Origin of the sequence: Parasphingorhabdus litoris DSM 22379, assembly GCF_020906275.1 — a bacterium.
Classification (GTDB): Bacteria; Pseudomonadota; Alphaproteobacteria; order Sphingomonadales; family Sphingomonadaceae; genus Parasphingorhabdus; species Parasphingorhabdus litoris.
In genome coordinates, this window is record NZ_CP086727.1 from 175,895 (window position 1) to 194,779 (window position 18,885).

Annotated in this window: 15 protein-coding genes; 12 read left to right on the forward strand and 3 right to left on the reverse strand. The window is 52.5% G+C overall.

All coding sequences use genetic code 11. The features are described 5' to 3' along the window. Positions 1-85: 85 nt before the first annotated feature. Complete coding sequence (locus BS29_RS00935) at positions 86-2,890, reverse strand: DUF3857 domain-containing protein (RefSeq protein ID WP_229955122.1); 2,805 nt, start codon at positions 2,888-2,890, stop codon at positions 86-88. Positions 2,891-3,336: 446 nt separating this feature from the next. Between BS29_RS00935 and BS29_RS00940 the strand changes: the two genes are divergently transcribed. The 11 genes from BS29_RS00940 (at position 3,337) to BS29_RS00990 (ending at position 16,245) form a co-directional block, all read left to right on the forward strand. Continuing rightward, complete coding sequence (locus BS29_RS00940; RefSeq protein WP_229955124.1) at positions 3,337-4,704, forward strand: alkaline phosphatase PhoX; 1,368 nt, start codon at positions 3,337-3,339, stop codon at positions 4,702-4,704. A gap of 85 nt (positions 4,705-4,789) precedes the next feature. Continuing rightward, a complete protein-coding gene (locus BS29_RS00945; RefSeq protein ID WP_229955125.1) occupies positions 4,790-5,674 on the forward strand; it encodes an aminoglycoside phosphotransferase family protein in 885 nt (294 codons plus the stop codon). A 391-nt stretch (positions 5,675-6,065) separates the two neighbouring features. Beyond that, positions 6,066-6,212 carry a hypothetical protein gene (locus BS29_RS00950; protein WP_229955126.1) on the forward strand — a complete coding sequence of 49 codons (147 nt, stop codon included), beginning with the start codon at positions 6,066-6,068 and terminating at the stop codon, positions 6,210-6,212. 193 nt (positions 6,213-6,405) lie between these two features. Continuing rightward, the gene (locus BS29_RS00955) at positions 6,406-7,464 is read left to right on the forward strand and encodes a Calx-beta domain-containing protein (RefSeq protein ID WP_229955128.1); all 1,059 of its coding nucleotides are present in this window, start codon (positions 6,406-6,408) and stop codon (positions 7,462-7,464) included. Positions 7,465-7,505: 41 nt separating this feature from the next. Beyond that, entirely contained in the window at positions 7,506-9,329 is a 1,824-nt protein-coding gene (locus tag BS29_RS00960) for a hypothetical protein (RefSeq protein ID WP_229955130.1), read from the forward strand. Beyond that, complete coding sequence (locus BS29_RS00965) at positions 9,326-11,914, forward strand: RHS repeat-associated core domain-containing protein (RefSeq protein WP_229955132.1); 2,589 nt, start codon at positions 9,326-9,328, stop codon at positions 11,912-11,914. The genes BS29_RS00960 and BS29_RS00965 overlap by 4 nt, the downstream gene beginning before the upstream one ends. Positions 11,915-11,939: 25 nt before the next feature. Continuing rightward, complete coding sequence (locus BS29_RS00970; RefSeq protein WP_229955133.1) at positions 11,940-12,344, forward strand: hypothetical protein; 405 nt, start codon at positions 11,940-11,942, stop codon at positions 12,342-12,344. A gap of 275 nt (positions 12,345-12,619) precedes the next feature. Further along, positions 12,620-12,904, forward strand: coding sequence for a hypothetical protein (locus BS29_RS00975; RefSeq protein WP_229955135.1), 285 nt, complete (start codon positions 12,620-12,622; stop codon positions 12,902-12,904). Positions 12,905-13,059: 155 nt separating this feature from the next. Then, positions 13,060-13,854 carry a hypothetical protein gene (locus tag BS29_RS00980; protein ID WP_229953732.1) on the forward strand — a complete coding sequence of 265 codons (795 nt, stop codon included), beginning with the start codon at positions 13,060-13,062 and terminating at the stop codon, positions 13,852-13,854. A gap of 352 nt (positions 13,855-14,206) precedes the next feature. Further along, positions 14,207-15,430 (forward strand): alpha/beta hydrolase, encoded by a 1,224-nt coding sequence (locus tag BS29_RS00985; protein WP_229955137.1) that lies wholly within the window; start codon positions 14,207-14,209, stop codon positions 15,428-15,430. Beyond that, positions 15,427-16,245, forward strand: a complete 819-nt coding sequence (locus BS29_RS00990) for an NTP transferase domain-containing protein (protein WP_229955138.1) — start codon at positions 15,427-15,429, stop codon at positions 16,243-16,245. The genes BS29_RS00985 and BS29_RS00990 overlap by 4 nt, the downstream gene beginning before the upstream one ends. A gap of 8 nt (positions 16,246-16,253) precedes the next feature. On the opposite strand, the gene BS29_RS00995 is transcribed toward BS29_RS00990, so the two are convergent. Then, entirely contained in the window at positions 16,254-17,585 is a 1,332-nt protein-coding gene (locus BS29_RS00995) for a lipopolysaccharide biosynthesis protein (protein ID WP_229955139.1), read from the reverse strand. 119 nt (positions 17,586-17,704) lie between these two features. Between BS29_RS00995 and BS29_RS01000 the strand changes: the two genes are divergently transcribed. Next, on the forward strand, positions 17,705-18,451 hold the full coding sequence (locus BS29_RS01000; protein ID WP_229955141.1) for a phosphocholine cytidylyltransferase family protein: 747 nt from the start codon (positions 17,705-17,707) through the stop codon (positions 18,449-18,451). Here the strand turns inward: BS29_RS01000 and BS29_RS01005 are convergent. Then, positions 18,448-18,879, reverse strand: a complete 432-nt coding sequence (locus BS29_RS01005) for an HIT family protein (protein ID WP_229956908.1) — start codon at positions 18,877-18,879, stop codon at positions 18,448-18,450. The genes BS29_RS01000 and BS29_RS01005 overlap by 4 nt on opposite strands. Between the last annotated feature and the right edge of the window lie 6 nt (positions 18,880-18,885).

Sequence of the window (18,885 nt, forward strand, 5' to 3'; positions counted from 1 at the left end):
TTCCATGGCCAAGCGACCATTTTCAGATTGGCATGAATTTAACGCCAGCTGCGGCTATATCCGGCATGAGGAGCGAACCGCACCTTTATTGAATGAAATGTCCCCAATACCAACCGGCATGTTTGTAAAAAAATTCCGCCGCCCTGCTATCATCTTCTGACTTTGCGGTATTGCCCAATTTATCATGAGCAGCGGCGCGCAAAATATAGAGATATGCCAGATGGTCATTGACCTTAATCGCCTTATCAAGATCTTTGACGGTCTGCTGATAATTGCCTTGTTGATAGTGCACTAGCCCGCGTATGAAATGATAGTAGGCACTGCGTTCTGCCAATTCGATTGTATTTGTGCAATCTTCGAGCGCGGCGTCCAGGTCCACTTTTTCCATCGCCCGCAACATGCAGCGATCCGCAAGATAACCGGCAGCATCGGGTTCTTCCTCGACCAGATCATTCATAATCCGGAGCGCTTCTTTGAACTTGCCCTCGGCTTGCAGGATTTCGATTTGCAGAGAATCGACACTGGTATCTGTCAGGCCATCATCCTTGGCTTTCTGTAGAATCAGGTTCGCCTCTTCAAATCTTTCGCGCCGCAAATGCAACCGAATGAGATTGAGCAGCGCATCGAAATAAGCCGGCTTGATTTCTGTAGCTTTACGATAGCTTGCTTTTGCCGCCACCGGATCAATGCCAAGCTGCAAATCACCGAGCCATTTGTAGTTTTCGGGATCCGATTCTATCGCCAAAGCTGCCTGAAGATCAGCTATTGCGCGATCATAGTTACCGATGGACTGGAAGAAATAGGCGCGATTGGCCAAAGCGCTGTCATCATCATCCTTTGCCAGGCTAACATGCTTGTCAAATGCGTGTTGCAGTTTTGCTATATCTTCCAATGACACGTAATGTTCCAGTTCCTGCCAGGGTTCCGGCGTGTTTTCAGGAAGAACAATTTCTACATTTTTCCGCCGCAACAACGCGAGTTTCTGACGTTCCGGTTCGAATTCAGCAGCCGGCAATTCCCAGCGGCTTGTAAAATATTCCTCCTCGGAAATGACTTGGTTGCCTTCCTTACGGACGGAGCGATTAAACTGATAGCCGCCAAGCTCCTCGCTAAATTCAGATTGTCCCGTCATTTTTGCCATATTGTAGCGTTCCGGCAAATTATAGGTGACATGATATCTGAAGAAATAGGGATAGCCGATCACAACCGGCAATTCGCGCAGCTCCTCGCGATCGCGGCTCTTTTGTATTTTGAAACCACTGGCGATACTCCACAGCTCATGCCGCCGCTTGCCCGCCTTGGTTTCCCAATCCAGATAGGACAGGCCTTTGGCAGTCAGATATCCTGTTTCCAGATCTTCATCATAGGAAAATTGTGTTTCGGTCAGCAAGCCATCAAGCACATATTGCAGAGCCAGTTTTTCGCGCATCTCTTTCGATTTTTCGGCTGTCCTTTGGGCCATCGCTTCTTTGAGTTTGCGCGCATCGCTGTCCCGCAACGTCGCATGGAGTTCGAACGGAGCCGGTAATTTGGTTCCCGCCGTCAGATCATATGTGACCTTCACCATCTGATAAGGACGGCCCGGCTGACGAATGGGAATGGCTTCCAGCTTTGCGCCGCGTTTCAGACTTGGAAGGCCATATCTATGTGTCGGTGAATCGCCCAGGTCTGCCAGGCGGGTGCCACTATATGTACCGTCGAGCCAATAGATTTTGCCGTCCAGCTCAGCTTTCACGATAATATGGTTGAACGCCTGAAACGACGGCAGCCGGTCCTTTACATTATCGCCTTCACCAGAGTTGACGAGCATCGGCACCGCTTTAATGCCAAGCCGCCTGAGCGCTGCCAGCAGCAAATAGGTTTTGGCCTTGCAATCACCATAGCGCAATCGCCAGGTTTCTTCGGGCGTTTGCGGCGTATAATTGCCGAACCCCAGGCCATTATACAGATAGCGAACCTTGTCCTGCACCAATTGAAGAGCCAGAGCCATGCGTTCCTGTTTGTCTTGGGTTCGTTTGGCAATCGCCTGAATTTCACGGTTCAGATCGCCGTTTTTTACAATGCCGTCATTTTGGGGATAAAGGGCCGCATTCACGCGGGAGACATCCTCCCATGATGTGAAGCTGGCGACCTCAAAATAGCTTTTCTGCTTAAAGCGCGGCGGTGCATTTTTGGGAATTTTATAGTCCAGTTCCTTGGGGCGATGGTCGAAGCTCAAGCTGGTCCATGTTCCATCATCCTTTTGCTCTGGAACGATTTCGTCTTTTGATCCTCGCCATTGGACTTTCATCTTGCTGGGCCAGCGCACCACTTGACGACTGAAATCTATTTTGATCGTAGAGGTGACAAACCCGCCCGATGACTGGACTCGCCCCGCCAGCGCCTTGTTTTGATTGGTAACTGTAAAGCTCATCCGCACGATGTCGTTGAGCTGCAAATCCTCAATCTGGGAAATGGCCGTGAGCATGCCGTTTACCTGCTGACGCTCGAGATCTTTCTCGCGGCGGATCACGTCGAAAATGCCATCAATGCTGGTCAGGTCAATAATCTCGTTCCCGCGAATTATTTCGTAACGATGTATCGTCAGGTCGCCCTTGTCCGGATGCCATATGGGACGAAAAAGCGTCATCATTTGCGACATGGTCTTGGCAGAGTCTATGCGTATTGCGACATCGCGATAGGATGAGACTTTGCCGACCTCTAGCTGCCTTTGTTGGTCCAATATGACCAACACCGCTTCACTTCCGGCGTTATCTTCGAGGATTTGATCGAGGTCCGCGACCTCCATCCATTCGCCCGGCTTTGCAAATTTGGGATCAGCGGACGCTTGTGCAACTGAACCGAGAACGAAATACATGGCGCACGTGAGTGCAAACAAGTAAAATTTCATAAGATATATAATGCCCCTGTTTGCTCTATTTCTATAACAAGCGATGCCAGATACAAGAACTAGTTCAAGTAAATGTGTAACTGATTAAATGATCTGTATTTTTACGGCTCTTTCACTCCGGTATCGGTGATTTTCCGTGGTGAAGCGGCAAGGCTGGATCGCCTTTCAGTATCGAGGGAGTGATGGGAAAACAGCATAAAAAGGCCATGATGACCATTTTGTACAATGCAGAGGCTGGATCAATCGCTACACAGGATCCCGGAACAAAATTGCGACCCGTTGTTCCACCGCCCCGTCTGGCTCCTCAAGCCGGCGGGGCTTATTTTTTTCCGGCAGCCTTCCGTCTCCCACTTCGGTCATATTGCAATACCAAACAGGCACTTTGCAATTATCTGCTGCCGCTATAGCATGGGCCTTAAAGTGAAGTTTTGGGGAGTGCCACGGATATGATTTTCACCCGCCGCCAGTTTGGGGCAACCATGTTGGGCGCAGCCTTTGTCGGCCTTGCCACACGTGCTTATGCGAATCTCCCGTTCACGGGCAAGAATGAAGTGGCGGGCTATGGCGATTTGCTGTCCGATCCGGGGCGGCTTCTCGATCTGCCAGAGGGTTTTTCCTATAAGGTCATCTCGCGGATGGGGAACCTGATGGATGATGGAATGGTTGTGCCTAATGCTGCCGATGGCATGGGTTGTATCGATCTGGGCGAAGGTAAGCTTGCCCTGATCCGCAACCATGAACTGGACCACCGGCAATTGCGCGAGGGGCCGTTTCGCAGCAAAGTGGGCGCTGATTTCAAAGCCTATGACCGGCTGAGCGACAAATCAAAAATGCCGATCCCCGGCGGTACGACGACGCTGGTTTATGACATGAACGAAGGCAAGGTGATTGAGGAATATCTTAGCCTGGTCGGCACGGTGCGCAACTGTTCGGGCGGCGTCACGCCTTGGGGCAGCTGGCTGAGCTGTGAAGAAAGTGCGCACGAAATTGGCGACGGCGTGGACAAGAATCACGGCTATATTTTCGAAGTGCCCGCAAACCATAAAGGCCTTGTCGATCCAGTGCCGCTCAAAGCCATGGGTTGTTTCGTCCATGAAGCGGTCTGCATCGATCCGCGTACGGGCATTGCCTATATGACCGAAGATCGCGGTGACAGCCTCTTCTATCGTTTCATTCCCAAGGTGAAGGGCAAGCTGGCCGAAGGCGGCACGTTGCAGGCGCTGGCCTTGGGCGATATTTCCGATACGCGCAATTGGGACAGCCAGCAGATTGACCGCGGCACCGCCCACCGCGCCAAGTGGATTACCCTGGACAATCCCGAACGCAGCGCAGGCGAATTGCGCGAACGCGGCGCGAAACTGGGCGCGACCCTGTTTGCGCGCGGCGAGGGCATTTTCTGGGACGAAAAAGAGCAGCAGCTATTTTTCACCGCAACCAGCGGCGGCGCGAAAAAATTCGGCCAGATTTTCCGCTACAAGCCAAGCCGGAAAGAAGGCGGTAAAGGCAAGCAGGGCAAGCTGGAACTGTTCCTCGAAAGCCAGGATCCGGCCATCTATAATCTTGGCGACAATATCTGTGTCATGCCCAACGGGCATCTGATGGTTTCGGAAGACCAATATACCGATATTACCAACAATCACCTGCGCGGTGTTACGCCGGATGGCAAAACCTACATATTTGGCCGGACCCGCATCCAGACGGAATTTGCCGGCGCCTGTTTTTCACCAGATGGGTCAACCATGTTTGTGAATCTCTATTCGCCATCAACAACATTCGCGATTACCGGTCCATGGGATAAGGTGGTTGGTGTTTAGTGAGGCGAGCTCGTGTTGGGGTTCGAAACATAGCATTCGCTCGATAAACGTTCCTTTGGATATGGGCTTGTTGTAATATGGTCAAATGACCGCCCAACCCGTCATTAACACACAGCTTGTGACGAGACTTGTTGCAGAACAATTCCCACAATGGGCAGGTTTGGCGATAAAACCTGTCAAATTGAATGGATGGGACAATCGGACGTTTCATTTGGGTAGCGATATGACGGTGCGGTTACCCAGTGCTGAAAGATACGCTGTAAAGGTTCCTATTGAGCAAAAGTGGTTGCCTAAGTTAGCGCCCAGCTTGTCTTTTCCAATTCCAAAGCCGCTCGCTATGGGACAACCATCTTGTGACTATCCTTGGAATTGGTCTGTTTACCGGTGGATAGAAGGTGACACTGCAGATATACTGGATGAATGCCACTTGAGGCAATTCGCCCGTGACTGTGCTCGATTCCTGAAAGAACTCCACCAAATTAACACATCGGAGGGCCCATTGGCCGGCCCTCACAACTTCTATCGAGGCGGCTCTCTTAAAGTTTACGATGAGGAAACAAATGCAGCGATCCACAAATTGAAAGGCCTAATCGATACCGAAGCGGTCGCTGCTAGTTGGAAGCAGGCTATAAGCTCCGAATGGGTTAAGGAACCCGTATGGGTGCATGGCGACTTCAGTGTGGGAAACATTATCGTAAAAGATAGAAAGCTGGCGGCTGTAATCGATTTTGGTGGGATGGGGATCGGAGACCCTGCCTGCGATTTGGTTCTAGCTTGGACTTTCCTGACGCCAGAGAGCCGTGGGATATTTAAATCCCACATGGAAATGGATAACGAAACTTGGAATCGTGCTCGTGGATGGGCTTTGTGGAAAGCACTCATAACACTTGCTTCACTCGAAGATATGGAGAGTTCCGATGCCAGTCAGCAAAAGCGAGTGATCAGCTCGGTTTTAAGCGAAGGTTTGTAACAGTTTAGAGACCATATGGAAAAGTGCTTATGTCGGGTTTGGGGATAATTTCGATCATTGTAAATTGCGAATCTGAAGCCTCTATTGGAGAGAATGAAATTTGAAAAAGTTAGTGAAAATTCTCTTAACCGCTATACTCGCCATCGTTGGTTTGGCCGCAATAAAGCTATTTTTTTTCCCAGCTGAAGTAAGCGTATTGGGGTTGCCAAAAGACAGAGTATGCACCGACGTCGATACGACTAAATACCCAGCCTGTGATTGAATAGGCCGCAATGTTGTTCCGGCATCCGAGATAGAGCAGTCTTCATTGCCTGCACGTGATTTCTTCCCTTTCCTACAGCTAACCAGATAGGTTATATCTGTTCGTTCTCCCAACATAAGGAACAGCATTATGACCGACCACCCTTCACATGAAGACTTCACCGATATCCCTGCCACCGATGATCTGGCCCAGCCCAGGGCGCGCCATGATGGCTGGTCGCCGGATAAGCAGGTGCAGTTTCTCGAATCTTTGCGCTGCTGGGTCGTCGGAATTTGATAACTCCATTTGCGACAGTCACGCGCCCAAATTCTGTTTTCCATCAAATATTATGGATCCGTATAAGTGTGTCGTTCTACATATATTATTAATACGTATATGAAATTACATTGGTGTGTCCAAAATGGATATTTATTTACATTGACGTGAAACTGTAATGATGACAGGATTGTAAATATAAAAGGGGGCGTTTATGGAAATTGCGGTTTTGACCGTTCTTCGGGGCAAGAAATCTCAATTCTCACAATCTGGCGCAGGCCATAAGTCACCCTTAAATCATAAAATATTTCGCACATCGATAGTTGCGTTTGTTGCGCTGTTTACTGTCGCTCCTGCTACCGCCAGTGAAACCGTCACTTACACTTATGATGAGCTAGGCCGTTTAGTCCGTACGTCTCAAACGGGCTCCGTCAACAACGGCGTCGTCACAGATATTGACTATGATGATGCCGGAAATCGAACGCAGTATACCGTTAGCGGCAGCCCCAATGGTTCCATCAACCCAAATGCTGGAAAGAAGATTATCGTTCTTCCGATAAACGGTTTTTTGGTTCTTCCGATCGGCAATATGCAAGATAGCGGGGCAACAGGTGCGCCCGGCTCTGGCGGTGGTGGGACGCCGCCCAGCTTTGCGGTGAGTGATGCCAGTGCGGAAGAAGGGCAGTCTCTTAGCTTCACGATCACGAAAACTGGTACAACCACACAGACTTATTGGTTGAACTGGACTACCGCCGATGATTCTGCGGAAAATGGGTCGGACTATACTGGTAATAGCGGCACACTCTCATTTACGGCGGCTGAGACCAGTAAGACCATCGTCATACCGACCATCGACAATGTTTTCTACGAACAGCCTGAAAAGTTCTACTTCAATCTCACCGCCGCATCCAGCGGTGCCACTATTTCAGGGGGGCAAGGCATGGGCACTATTACTGATGATGAAGCGCCCAACACAACGCCGGTTGCTAATCCCGATTATTTCGCCGTTTCCTGTTCGGCGATGCACTATCCGGTGTTGAGCAACGACACCGACGCCGATGGAGATACACTTACGCTTACGGGGGTGTCAGGGCCGCTCACCCCATATTTCTCGGGCAACTATGTCCATGTCAGCGGTACGACAAATCCAGGCACGTATCAGATCAATTATGGCATTCGCGATAGCAAGGGCGCCACGGCATCTGCGTTACTTACGCTGACTTGGGTTACATCAGAGACCTGTCCGGGCGGTGGTGGAGGGCCTGAGCAATGAGCCTTTGTTGTCCTATCAAGACACTCTCTGGAGCTGACAGCGTGAACCTTAAAGCACATTTTCTTGTAATTTTGCTGGTAATCGCTTTTTTCGCGCCCCCTGCATCCGCGCAGCAATTTGATGAACGGCAAAGCTTCCCGCAAGTCTCGACCATGTCACCCCATGGCGTCGATTTGAATACCGGACGATTTGTGAAGGAAGGCACGGAACTTTCAATCGGGCCGCTGGTGGTTGATCACTATATTAAATCTATTGGGGAGGGATTGGGACCGCTTGGTGGCCAGCGACCACCCTCAAGATTCGCCACCAGTTTGCATGGCAGAACATGGCAACATAGCACCGGCGGTATTGGTCAAGTTCCAACCAATGCCAGATTCGTTCAAGTCGGCAAACAGCAGATAAAGTTCAGTATTCTGTCGTCAGGGGCCTTTTTTCCCCTCGATTCTTCTAATGTGGGTTGGAAGATGGTGAATAGTGGCAGTCAACATGTTCTGACTTATAAATCGGGCACTGTTTATCGCTTTGCGGGGCATTCCAGTCTTCCGGCATCTGAAACACTTTTGATCAGTACTGAGCACCCGGATGGGCATACCATAACCAACAGCTATGATAGTTCGGGGCGTCTTAAGCTGGTGAAGAGCAACCGTGGCTATGCCGTGGTGCTGGATTATTCTGGCTATAATGTTGCAGCTTGCGGCTACAATCTTACACTGACACAGGTCTCGACCAATTCCACCTGTGCCGCATCGGACTTGAAGATCACATATGGCAGAGATTCTTCTGGAAAGATAACATCCATTACCAATGTTGCCGGGGAAGTAGTCAATCTTCAATATACAGGTCGGTACATAAGCTGTGTCACGCTTCCTAACAGCTCGACGTGCGCCATACAGAATGTCCATTGGACGCCGCCTGCCGGGCAAGTATTGGTCGATCTGACCAAACGCTTTGACCATGTTGTCCAGCAGACTACTGCCAACGGAGAGGTTTGGAATTACGAGCACATAGCAACTGAGGATAGTGGCGGAGATTACACCCCCTATCCAGGTGAAATTTTACAAACCTATTCCACAATGAAGCCGCCGATAGGGCGTTCGACCGATGCTGTGTTTGGCAATGGGTTTGTTCAGTCGATAGTGGGGCCAGAAGGGCGGACTAGCTATACCTATTCAACCCAGGGCGCTTATCAAATCACTTATAGAGATCACTACACGATCCATTATTACAGCATATACCCCTCCAAGATCACTTATTCGGAAGGCAATAGTATCCAGTTCACCCGCGACTGGGCGGATAATGTGACCTTGCGGATAGAGAGAGCCAAACCCGGATCTGGATTAGCTAACAATACTATAGGCTGGATTTATCCGACCAGCTATCAATGGGCCTCGCCGAGCATTTGCGCTGCGGCCGACGTATTGTGTGACAAGCCGACCAGGGTCATTGATCCCAAGGGAAACGAGACGGACTATACCTATAGCGCCACCCATGGCGGGATGCTGACCGAGACCAAGCCGGCGGTAAACGGTGTCCGCCCACAGATACGGCGCACCTATGTGCAGCGTAACGCGATGATCAAAAGTGGCTCCAGCTATGTCGCAATGCAGCCTGCTATATGGGTTCTGGCATCGGAAGAATATTGCAAAACTTCGGCTGCGGCAGGTTCCGGATGTGCCGGCGGTACTGCTGATGAGGTGGTAACCACTTATGATTATGGCCCCACCTCCGGGCCGAACAATTTGCTTCAGCGCGGAATGGTTGCTGACAGCGGCGGCCTTAACCTGCGCACCTGCTACACATATGATAAATACGGCCGGAAGATCGCTGAGACCCAGCCCGAAGGCACGGGGAGCACATGCCCATGAACAAGCTCCGTGTGAATTTGAAAAATCATGTCCGGCGTTCTGCGATTGCGGCCGCATCACTTGCCGCACTGGGCACATCATTGGTGGCGACAACGGCTTATGCCCAAAGCTCTGCCTCGGCTTATACAAGTGCGACGCGCTATGATATCAAGGGGCAGGTTACGGGTACGATTGCACCCGATCCCGATGGAAGCGGCGCGCTCAAATATCTCGCCACCCGCACCACCTATGACATACGCGGCAATGTGATCAAGGTTGAAACAGGCGAGCTTGCCGCTTGGCAATCCGAGGCCATTGCGCCGGCCAATTGGAGCGGTTTTACGGTTCACCGCACCGTCCACAGCACCTATGACAATATGAACCGCAAGCTGAAAAGCTGGCAAATGACGGGCACGGCAACCAATGTCACGCAAGCCCATGCTATGACCCAATATAGTTATGACGATTTGGGCCGGGTCACTTGTACTGCCCAGCGGATGAACCCGGCGCAATATGGCAGTCTGTCCGCCTCTGCCTGTACGCATGATACCGAAGGTGCCGATGGCAAGGACCGGATTACCGAGAATGTCTATGATGGCATCACTAACCGGCTGATACAGGTCCGCAAGGCGGTCGGCACGCCGCGGGAACAGGCAGAAGTTACCTACACCTATACGCCTAATGGCAAGAAGCGATACATTATCGATGCCAATGGTAACGCGGCGCTGTTGACCTATGATGGCCATGACCGGCAATACCGCTGGTATTTCCCCAGCAAAGCCCAGCCCAGCAGTTTCGATGGCAGCAATCCGGTCACCGCGCTGGACAGCGCGGGAGTCGTCGACGCCAGCGATTATGAACAATATAGCTATGACAAAAATGGCAACCGCACCCAGCTGAGAAAGCGCGATGCGCAGCTGATCAACTACAGCTATGATGCGCTGAATCGCAATATTTTGAAGGACCTGCCGGGCACAGCGAATGATGTCCACTATGGTTATGATAATCGCGGATTGCAGACTTATGCCCGCTTTGCCAGCACCTCTGGTCAGGGCATTACCACGGCTTATGACGCTGTCGGCCGGGTCACCTCGACCACCAATAATATGGGCGGGCAATCGCGGACATTATCCTATCAATATGACAAGAATAGCAACCGCACCCGCGTCACCCATCCCGATGGGCAATATTTTACCTATAGCTATGACGGGCTGAACCGGCAGAAAGAATTGCGGGAAAATGGCTCGGCCTTGCTCAGTGAGCAGGCCTATAACAATCAGGGCCAATTTGTCTCAAACACCCGCGCCACTGCCGTGGAAAGCTATTTGCAATATGATACGGCGGGCCGGGTCAGCTCGATAGAAATCCGTCTCAACGGTACGGCTGAGGATAACAGCTTTGGCTTTGCCTACACGCCCGCCAGTCAGATTAAATCGCGGACCACGTCCAACACTCTGTACACCAATACCGCGCATTATAATGTGCAGCGCAGCTATACCGTCAATGGCCTCAACCAATATACGCAAGCCGGGCCGGCAGCTTTCACGCATGATCTGAATGGCAATCTGACCAGCGATGGCTCGGTCAACTTCACCTATGACACGGAAAACCGCCTGATCAGCGCATCGGGCGTAAAGACAGCGACGCTGAAATATGATCCCCTGGGACGCCTGTTTGAAGTGGCAGCGCCCTCTGGCACCACGCGTTTTTTATATGACGGTGATGCGCTTGTCGGGGAATATAATACCGCCGGAACCATGTTACACCGCTACGTGCATGGCAATGGCGTGGATCAGCCTTTGGTCTGGTATGACGGCGGCACCGTAAACAGCACCAATCGCCGCCACCTGTTCGCCAACTGGCAAGGCAGCATCGCAGCGATCACCAACGCCAGCGGCAACGCGATCGGGGTCAACGCCTATGATGCTTATGGTATTCCCAATGACACCAATATCGGCCGGTTCCAATATACCGGCCAGATCCTGATCCCGGAAATCGGCATCTATCACTATAAGGCGCGGGCTTACTCGCCTTATATGGGCCGGTTCCTGCAGACCGATCCTATTGGATATGAGGATCAGTATAATCTCTATGCTTATGTTGGGAATGATCCGGTTGGGAAGATTGATCCGACAGGTATGGAGACAGAAGAAAAAAAATACACTATCGGATCTGTGACAGTTAAATACGATGATTCAAACGTCACCATCGTAGTAAAATCAGATGAATCAAGTGGCAGCATTTCGGCTGGCAGAGATGGCCTTGAGATTTCGGGACAATCGAAAGATTCTAGCGGTTCGTTTACGGCAACCAAGGATGGCGCCAAGTTGGTTGGACAATCCGGTGATTCTAGCGGTTCGTTTACGGCGACCAAGGATGGTGTCAAGTTGGTCGGACAATCTGGTGATTCTAGTGGTGAACTAGAGATAGGTACTAGTGGAGTAGAAGCCGAAGCTCATGTAGAGGCCACTGGTGTTGATGATCAGGTGCGCAGGATGGCTCGCGCAATGGAAGATGAAACAGGAGTAAATGCCGCTGCAGCTTTTGTTGGCGAGTTAGGGAAAAGGGCCTATAAACGAATTTTCGGCAAGAAGAAAGATGACTAAGATTATGAAATGGATAGTCTAAAGAATGATCAAGTTTTTTTTGAGCATCATTGATCTGTTTTTCTCGGAAATGCATCGGAGAAATGATCGGCTGAAGAAGGCACGACATTATTTGGATAAAATACTAAACCGTAATGAAGAGGAGTTTGAATTCATAATAGCTTATGACGCACGACTTATGGTTCGCGAAGATCGCTTGCCTGAAGCGCGATCAAGGATTGAAGAATGCTTGGAAAAATTTTCCGAAAGCGAGGATGATGATGGAAAATATATATCGCTCTATTGTCAGTTTTGGCTAAGTATTTTCAATTCTACCGGTAAGGCTGTAGAGATTAGAAGCGAGGCTCTTAGGTTAGAAGCCGATTCTTTGACAAAGGCTGTTCTGCGCTTTCCGAGCGAAGAGAAGCTGGCGCAAATTATCTCTGGCTGAAAGGCCAGCGCTTCTCTAGTGAAGATGAACGAGCAAATATGGTGGCGCATGAAGGCGATCACGTTTACAATCAATTGAGGTTATAACGGAGACTTCGGGGAGAAGAGATACATCCTTCGGCCTATTGTGCAGGTAACGCAGTCAACAAGGCATATGGGAGTATTCAATCCATGCGCATAGATGTCGTTAAGAGCTTTTCGATATCGTTTTTTGGTATAGTCGGACTATGGTCGTGTGTACCCGTGGACAATAGTCAAAAGACAATAGAATTTGCTATGGAAGAAGGTTTTTTGACTTCAAAACCAGAAGTAGAACTGATGATTTCTAATGCGATTGTAGTAGATGGTAATATGTCATACACTTGGAATGGCCAACCAGTAACAGTGTCCGAAATGGATAGCTTCAGAAAAGAAATGGATAGCTTTGATCCGCGTCCATTTCTGGAACTGACAATCACAGATGATCTGAATTTGTCGCAAAAAAAGGAAGTATTGAAAACAATTTCTGTTATTTTCCAATGCTCAAAAGAGTATGATTGTTACTTTTATGCAGCTCCGTAAATTGAAATTGTGGCTGCAAAAATCAACAATCTCAAGGCCCGCTCTCTAAAACAGTTGCTCGGACATTAGAAACTATACTGTTTCACTCCCCCTTTCCTACAGTGTACCATATAGGTTATATCTGTCTGTTCCCCCCAACATAAGGAACACAAGCTATGACCGATCAGCCTTCGCGCGATGATTTCACCGACATCCCTGCCACCGATGATCTTGCCCAGCCCCGGGCGCGGCATGATGGCTGGTCGCCGGATAAGCAGGTGCAGTTTCTTGAAGCCCTGGCGCGCACGGGTAATGTAAGGGCAGCGGCGCGCTATGCCGGGCTGTCTCGGGAGAGCGCCTATAAGCTGAGGCGCAGACCGGATGCGCGGGCCTTCGCCCGGGCATGGGATGCTGCGATCATCCATGCGCGGGATATTTTTCAGGATGAGTTGATGGATAAGGGGCTTAACGGCTGGCGCGAAGCGGTCTGGCATCAGGGCGAGGAAGTGGGGACAAGGGAACGCTGGAGCGCTCCCTTGTTTCTGGCGGCGCTGGGACGGCTCGACAAGATGGCCGATGGGCTTGATCTGGCAGGCAAGCCGGCACGGGTCGCAGCCGAGAAGTTTGATGATCTGCTGGAGGGCATCGGCAACGGGGATGATTGCGTAGAGCTGGTCGAGGAGATTGACGCATCAGGCCAGACGGCGAGTGAGAAAGCCCGCACGGACAGCGACGGCCTGACCAATGCCCAGCTGATGAACGCCCTGCGCCTGCAGCACGGGCGTGAGCAGATCGAGGCGATGGCGCCGGAGGATATTGATGTGTCTGACCTTGATCTGGCCGATTGTGAAGACTGGGATGAGCTTGACTGGGAGCGGGCTGACCGCAGCGGGTTTCTGGAGCGCAGTGGTTTTTATGAGCAGGAGGACGGTGAGCAGGCCGTGGAGAAAGAGGTGGTGAGAACTGTGTGAACTTTGGGGAGGGGAATGAGGAGTCTTTATTGATGCCCTCAGGCGCCGGGCGCGGGCCTCCGCCCGCTTGGCTATCGCGCCAATAAGGCGCGGCGCGCAGTCGCGCTTGCCTCCGCTTCGCGTCGGTCCGGTGCCTAACTTGAGGTGACACACTGATCTCCTCTCCCCTTGAGGGAGAGGACAGTGGAGCTTGCGTCCCCGGGGGACGCTAGTGGAACTTGGTGAGGGGGGGGGCGGCGCGGATAAAGGGATGCGATAGTCGCTGCCCGCTCTCTAAGACTTGCCCCCTCTCTAAGACTTGCTAGGCAGCAAGCTGCCAAGCCAAGTCTTTTCTCTCCCTCCAGGGGAGAGAATGAAGACCAGACCAGTGCACAGCGCCTGCGCGACCTTCTACGCAGCGCTAGAGAGCATCGTCCGAGCGCAGCGAGGCAAGGCCGACTGGCCGCCGCGCCTTATTGGCGCGATAGCCAAGGGCACGGATGTGCCCGCCCGGCGCCTGAGGTTCAATAAAAACTCCCCGCCTACCCCTCTCCAAGTTTCGCTAGCGCCCCTGGACAAGCCCAGGGCCGCAAGCTTCACTGTCCTCTCCCTCAAGGGGAGAGGAGTATCAAAACCTTCCCAGAACCCGGCAACATTGCCAGCGCTGCATCCGCTGGCTAAAGCGCTGGGAATAAACAAAAGGTCCTATTCGATGAAATGGCTTATCACATTGGGGATATTGGCAATTGCGGTCGCGGGTTTTGCCTATTGGTTTTTCTCGCAGCCCGGTCCGCGGCAGCTGGATATGGTCAATAATATCATTCCCGGCGACAAGGATGCAAAATTGCTGGTCAGCGGACAGGTCTATGATGAAGAGCTGGGCCTGGGCCTCAATATCTGGGCGCCGACTAAGGCGTCTGATAAGCCCTTGCCGGTGGTGGTGTTTATCTATGGCGGCGGCTGGCGTGCGGGGTCGAAGGATGAATATGCCTTTGCCGGACGCGCGTTGGCGCATCGCGGTTATTTAACGGTGCTGGCTGATTACCGGCTCTTTCCCGATACGAAATTCCCGGGATTTCTGGAGGATAGCGCCAAGGCGGTTGCCTGGGTGCATGACAATATTGCCGATCATGGCGGTGATCCGCAGCGGATATTCCTGTCGGGGCAATCGGCGGGTGCCTATAATGTCGCCATGCTGGCGCTCGACCGGCAATGGCTGGGGCGGCTTGGCAAGACGCCAGACTTTATCAAAGGCGTGGCCGCCTTGGCCGGGCCCTATGATTTTTATCCGTTTAAATCGGAAACGACCAAGAACAGTTTTGGTTCATACCATCTGCCAGAAATGACCCAACCGGTTAATTTTGTTCGCGCCGACGCACCGCCGCTCTGGCTCTCAACCGGGGTGGATGATACCGAGGTGAGGCCGCGCAATAGCCGAATATTGCGGGATAAAATACTCGAAGCCGGCGGAGATGCGGAATATGTGGAATATCCCGATATGGATCATATCGAAATCATGATGGCGATCTCCAAGCCCTTTCGTGGCAAAGGCCCGGTGCTCGATGACATGATTGCCTTTTTCGAAAGTCGTCCATGATGGGCGAAAAATCCGATGATGATGCCGCGCCGGAAAGTACCGATGCGATCATCTTGGCCGGGAGCCGCCCGGGCGGTGATGCGATGGCGGACAGCCGGGGCATTGCGGTCAAAACACTGATCCTGGTGGCGGGCAAAGCGATGCTGGCCCATGTTACGGATACGCTACTGGGGCACAAGGCCATCGGCACGGTGCATTTGCTGGCGCAGGATTTCACGCCCTTTTGGAACAATGCGGACACCAAGTCTCTGGCGTCGGATGACCGCGTGGTTACACATACCAGCGCAGCGACCATCGCGACATCGATCGATGCCCTGTTAGACGGAGAAACGGCCCGCTATCCGATGTTGATTACCACGGCGGATAATGTGCTGTTGAACGACGCGATGGTCGATGACTTTTTGGGACATGCGGCATCATCCGATATTGCCATTGCCGTGGTTGAGAAAGACGTACTGCTGCGCCGCTATCCGGCGTCAAAGCGCACCTGGCTGAAACTGCGCGGCGGTGATTATAGCGGCGCGAATCTCTTCTATTTCGGATCGCCGCAGGCGCGCCAGATATTGCGCTATTGGGCTGAGGTGGAACAGGACCGCAAAAAGGGCTGGAAAATCTTGACGATATTCGGCCCGTGGTTGCTGTTTCTGGCGGTGACCCGGTTGCTCACCATTGACCAGCTTGCGGACAGGGTCGGGCAAAAGCTGGGATTGACGATCAGGATCGTGAAGATGGCGCAGGCAGAGGCCTGTATTGATGTCGACAAGGAAAGCGACCTTGTTCAGGTGGAACAGATACTGGCCGATCGCGACGGGTGATAGCAGAATCAGCCGTGCGCCAGATTGCGCCGGGCGGCACGGCCAAACAGGAGCAACCGGACAATGGCGGCGATGACCATCGCGCCGGCGGCTCCGGTCACGCCATAATATTGAAGCCCAAGGAGCAGCAGCGTGATGAACAATACGGCCATGAAGGCTTGCAAATATAAAGCAGTGCGTGCGCCGCTGCCGGATAGCAGGGTGGGTTCATATATTGCGCCAGCAAGATCGATCGAGGCGGCCGTCGCCAGCAGCACCAGCAGCGGATAGGCGGGCAGAAATTCTGGCCCGGACATATAGAAGAGCGCTGGCTTGCCGACGACCAGCACAATGAGGATGACCGTGCCGCCGGTGATGAACAGCATCCGGCTGGCCTTGCGGAACAGGATGTTCATGGCCTCTGCCCCCTGATGCGCGCGGATCAGATTGACCTCGGCAAATATCGCGCGCGACAGCAGGATGGAAATCTTGGTCATCGCGACGCTGAGCTGGCTGGCAAGACGGTATAGGCCTGCGGCGGTGGGGCCGACAAAATAACCGACGATCAGGAGCGACACATGCTTGGACAGGCCCGCCAAAGTGGATCCGAGATTGGTGATCACCAGAAATTCGCCAATCCCGCCATTTTCCCGCGCGGCCTGTTTCGCGGCCAGCAGGTTTCTTGGCGCCATCACGTCGCGGCTTTGCCAGGCGGCAAGCAGCCAATAGCCAATGGCATGAATGACTTCCGACAGGGCCCAGACGATCAGGAAGTTGATCAGGGTTGGGTTGGTGAACCAGACGATCAGCGTCCCGATCAGGCGGACGATGGGAATGATCGCTTCGGCAAAAGCGGCGAGATCAAAACGGTTCTCGACCCGCAATATGCCAGTGGGCGTGGATTTGATCGAGAGCAGCATCACGAAGGCAAAGATCAACGCGTTTTCGGCTAATTGCTGGTCCCAGCCAAAGAAAGGCGCGAGCCAGCCGACGGCAAAATAGGCAAGCAGGCATCCCGCAAATGCACCAACGATATCGAGCAAGAAGCACAGACCGACCAGCCGCCCGAATTGCTGCCGCTTTTCCGCTCCCTTGATATTGCGGGCACCAAAACGGATCACGATCTGCCAGGTTTCAAAGGTGACAATCAGCGCGATAGCTTGGGCTGTGCCAGTGATGAGCGCGAATTGCCCGAAACCGGCGACGCCAAGCGTTCGGGTCAATATCGCGAGATAGACCAGGCTGAGGACGCCACCGACGCCCTTCCCGCCAAGCAGCCAGCCGGTATTGGCGATGATCCGCTGTATGCCGGTTTTTTCACCCTTGGCTGTGCCGGTCTCGATTGTCGACTCCTCGGCCATGATTAAGCCGACATCACTTGTTCGAGCTGCAACTGGCGGTTACAGGATTGAGCTTTCATGGCCATCGTTCTAAGTGTCTCCCCCAGACGTCCCTATCCCGATAAAGGCCAATTGCCAACATGATCGAAAAAGTAATAATATTGAGCGCGGGCCAAGGATCGCGCCTTTTGCCATTGACGGCTGAGCGCCCCAAATGCCTGATCGATTTTTCCGGTAAGAGCCTGATTGCCTGGCAGATCGAAATGCTGGCCGCGGGCGGGGTGAAGGAATTTCACGTCGTGACCGGCTTTATGACCGATATGGTCGAGGCGGAACTGGAGGGGCTGAAGCAGGCGGGCAGGGACATCACCATCCACTTTAACCCGTTTTTCAAGGTTGCCGATAATCTCGGCAGCTGCTGGATTGTCCGCGATGTGATGGATGGCGATTTCATGATCCTGAACGGCGATACGCTGATCTCGCCAGAGATTATCGCGACCGCGCAGCAAACCGAGAATTGGCCGATTACCGTGACCGTGGATATCAAAGATGCTTATGACAGCGATGATATGAAAGTATCATTGGACGGCGATCGCCTGACCGCCATTGGCAAGACGCTGACGGCAGCGGAAAGCGATGCGGAATCGATCGGCTTTCTGGCGTTTCGCGGCGAAGGTGGTGCGATGTTCCGGGAAAGGGTCCGCGATGTGATGCGCACCCCGGCAGGCGTCGAGAACTGGTATCTCAAAATTATCGATACGCTTGCTCCCACCGGGAAAGTCGGAACGGTTTCCATCCAGGGTCACGACTGGGCGGAGGTCGATTTTCTCAATGACGTCGAGACCGCAACCGCTCTCACCGATCAATGGCTGGCCAAATTCGGTTAGTCAGGAAAGCCGGATTTGACCCAGGCCGCCATGTCAGTAATCTGATCATCTGACAGTTTGACGGCATCACTCAGAACAGGCGGTCCGGGCCATGCCCTGTCCGCGAAATCCTGTTCCTTCCAATTACGGGACCCCTCATAGCGGGGGATGAGATGGAAATGGACATGCGGATCAACCATCATCAGCATCAGCCAGTTGAGTTTCTGATGCGATACCAGATGCTGCAAAGCCGACGACACTTCGGTGGTTACGGATTTGAGCTCGGTGAAATGATCCGCTGACAGATCGCCAAAATCCGTTGCATCGGACTTCGCCGCCACAATCAAAGACCCCAGCGTGACTTGCGCCGGACGCAGCAGGACGACCCAATGATCATAATCTTTCACCAGTGTTGCCGGATATCCGAACTTTTTGATGGTGTCGTTGATCATCCG

Bases quoted from the DNA above. Each gene is read 5' to 3' on its own strand.
- BS29_RS00935 (WP_229955122.1), bottom strand. From the start codon at position 2,890: ATGAAATTTTACTTGTTTGCACTCACGTGCGCCATGTATTTCGTTCTC.
- BS29_RS00940 (WP_229955124.1), top strand. From the start codon at position 3,337: ATGATTTTCACCCGCCGCCAGTTTGGGGCAACCATGTTGGGCGCAGCC.
- BS29_RS00945 (WP_229955125.1), top strand. From the start codon at position 4,790: ATGACCGCCCAACCCGTCATTAACACACAGCTTGTGACGAGACTTGTT.
- BS29_RS00950 (WP_229955126.1), top strand. From the start codon at position 6,066: ATGACCGACCACCCTTCACATGAAGACTTCACCGATATCCCTGCCACC.
- BS29_RS00955 (WP_229955128.1), top strand. From the start codon at position 6,406: ATGGAAATTGCGGTTTTGACCGTTCTTCGGGGCAAGAAATCTCAATTC.
- BS29_RS00965 (WP_229955132.1), top strand. From the start codon at position 9,326: ATGAACAAGCTCCGTGTGAATTTGAAAAATCATGTCCGGCGTTCTGCG.
- BS29_RS00970 (WP_229955133.1), top strand. From the start codon at position 11,940: ATGATCAAGTTTTTTTTGAGCATCATTGATCTGTTTTTCTCGGAAATG.
- BS29_RS00975 (WP_229955135.1), top strand. From the start codon at position 12,620: ATGGAAGAAGGTTTTTTGACTTCAAAACCAGAAGTAGAACTGATGATT.
- BS29_RS00980 (WP_229953732.1), top strand. From the start codon at position 13,060: ATGACCGATCAGCCTTCGCGCGATGATTTCACCGACATCCCTGCCACC.
- BS29_RS00985 (WP_229955137.1), top strand. From the start codon at position 14,207: ATGAAGACCAGACCAGTGCACAGCGCCTGCGCGACCTTCTACGCAGCG.
- BS29_RS00990 (WP_229955138.1), top strand. From the start codon at position 15,427: ATGATGGGCGAAAAATCCGATGATGATGCCGCGCCGGAAAGTACCGAT.
- BS29_RS00995 (WP_229955139.1), bottom strand. From the start codon at position 17,585: ATGGCCGAGGAGTCGACAATCGAGACCGGCACAGCCAAGGGTGAAAAA.
- BS29_RS01000 (WP_229955141.1), top strand. From the start codon at position 17,705: ATGATCGAAAAAGTAATAATATTGAGCGCGGGCCAAGGATCGCGCCTT.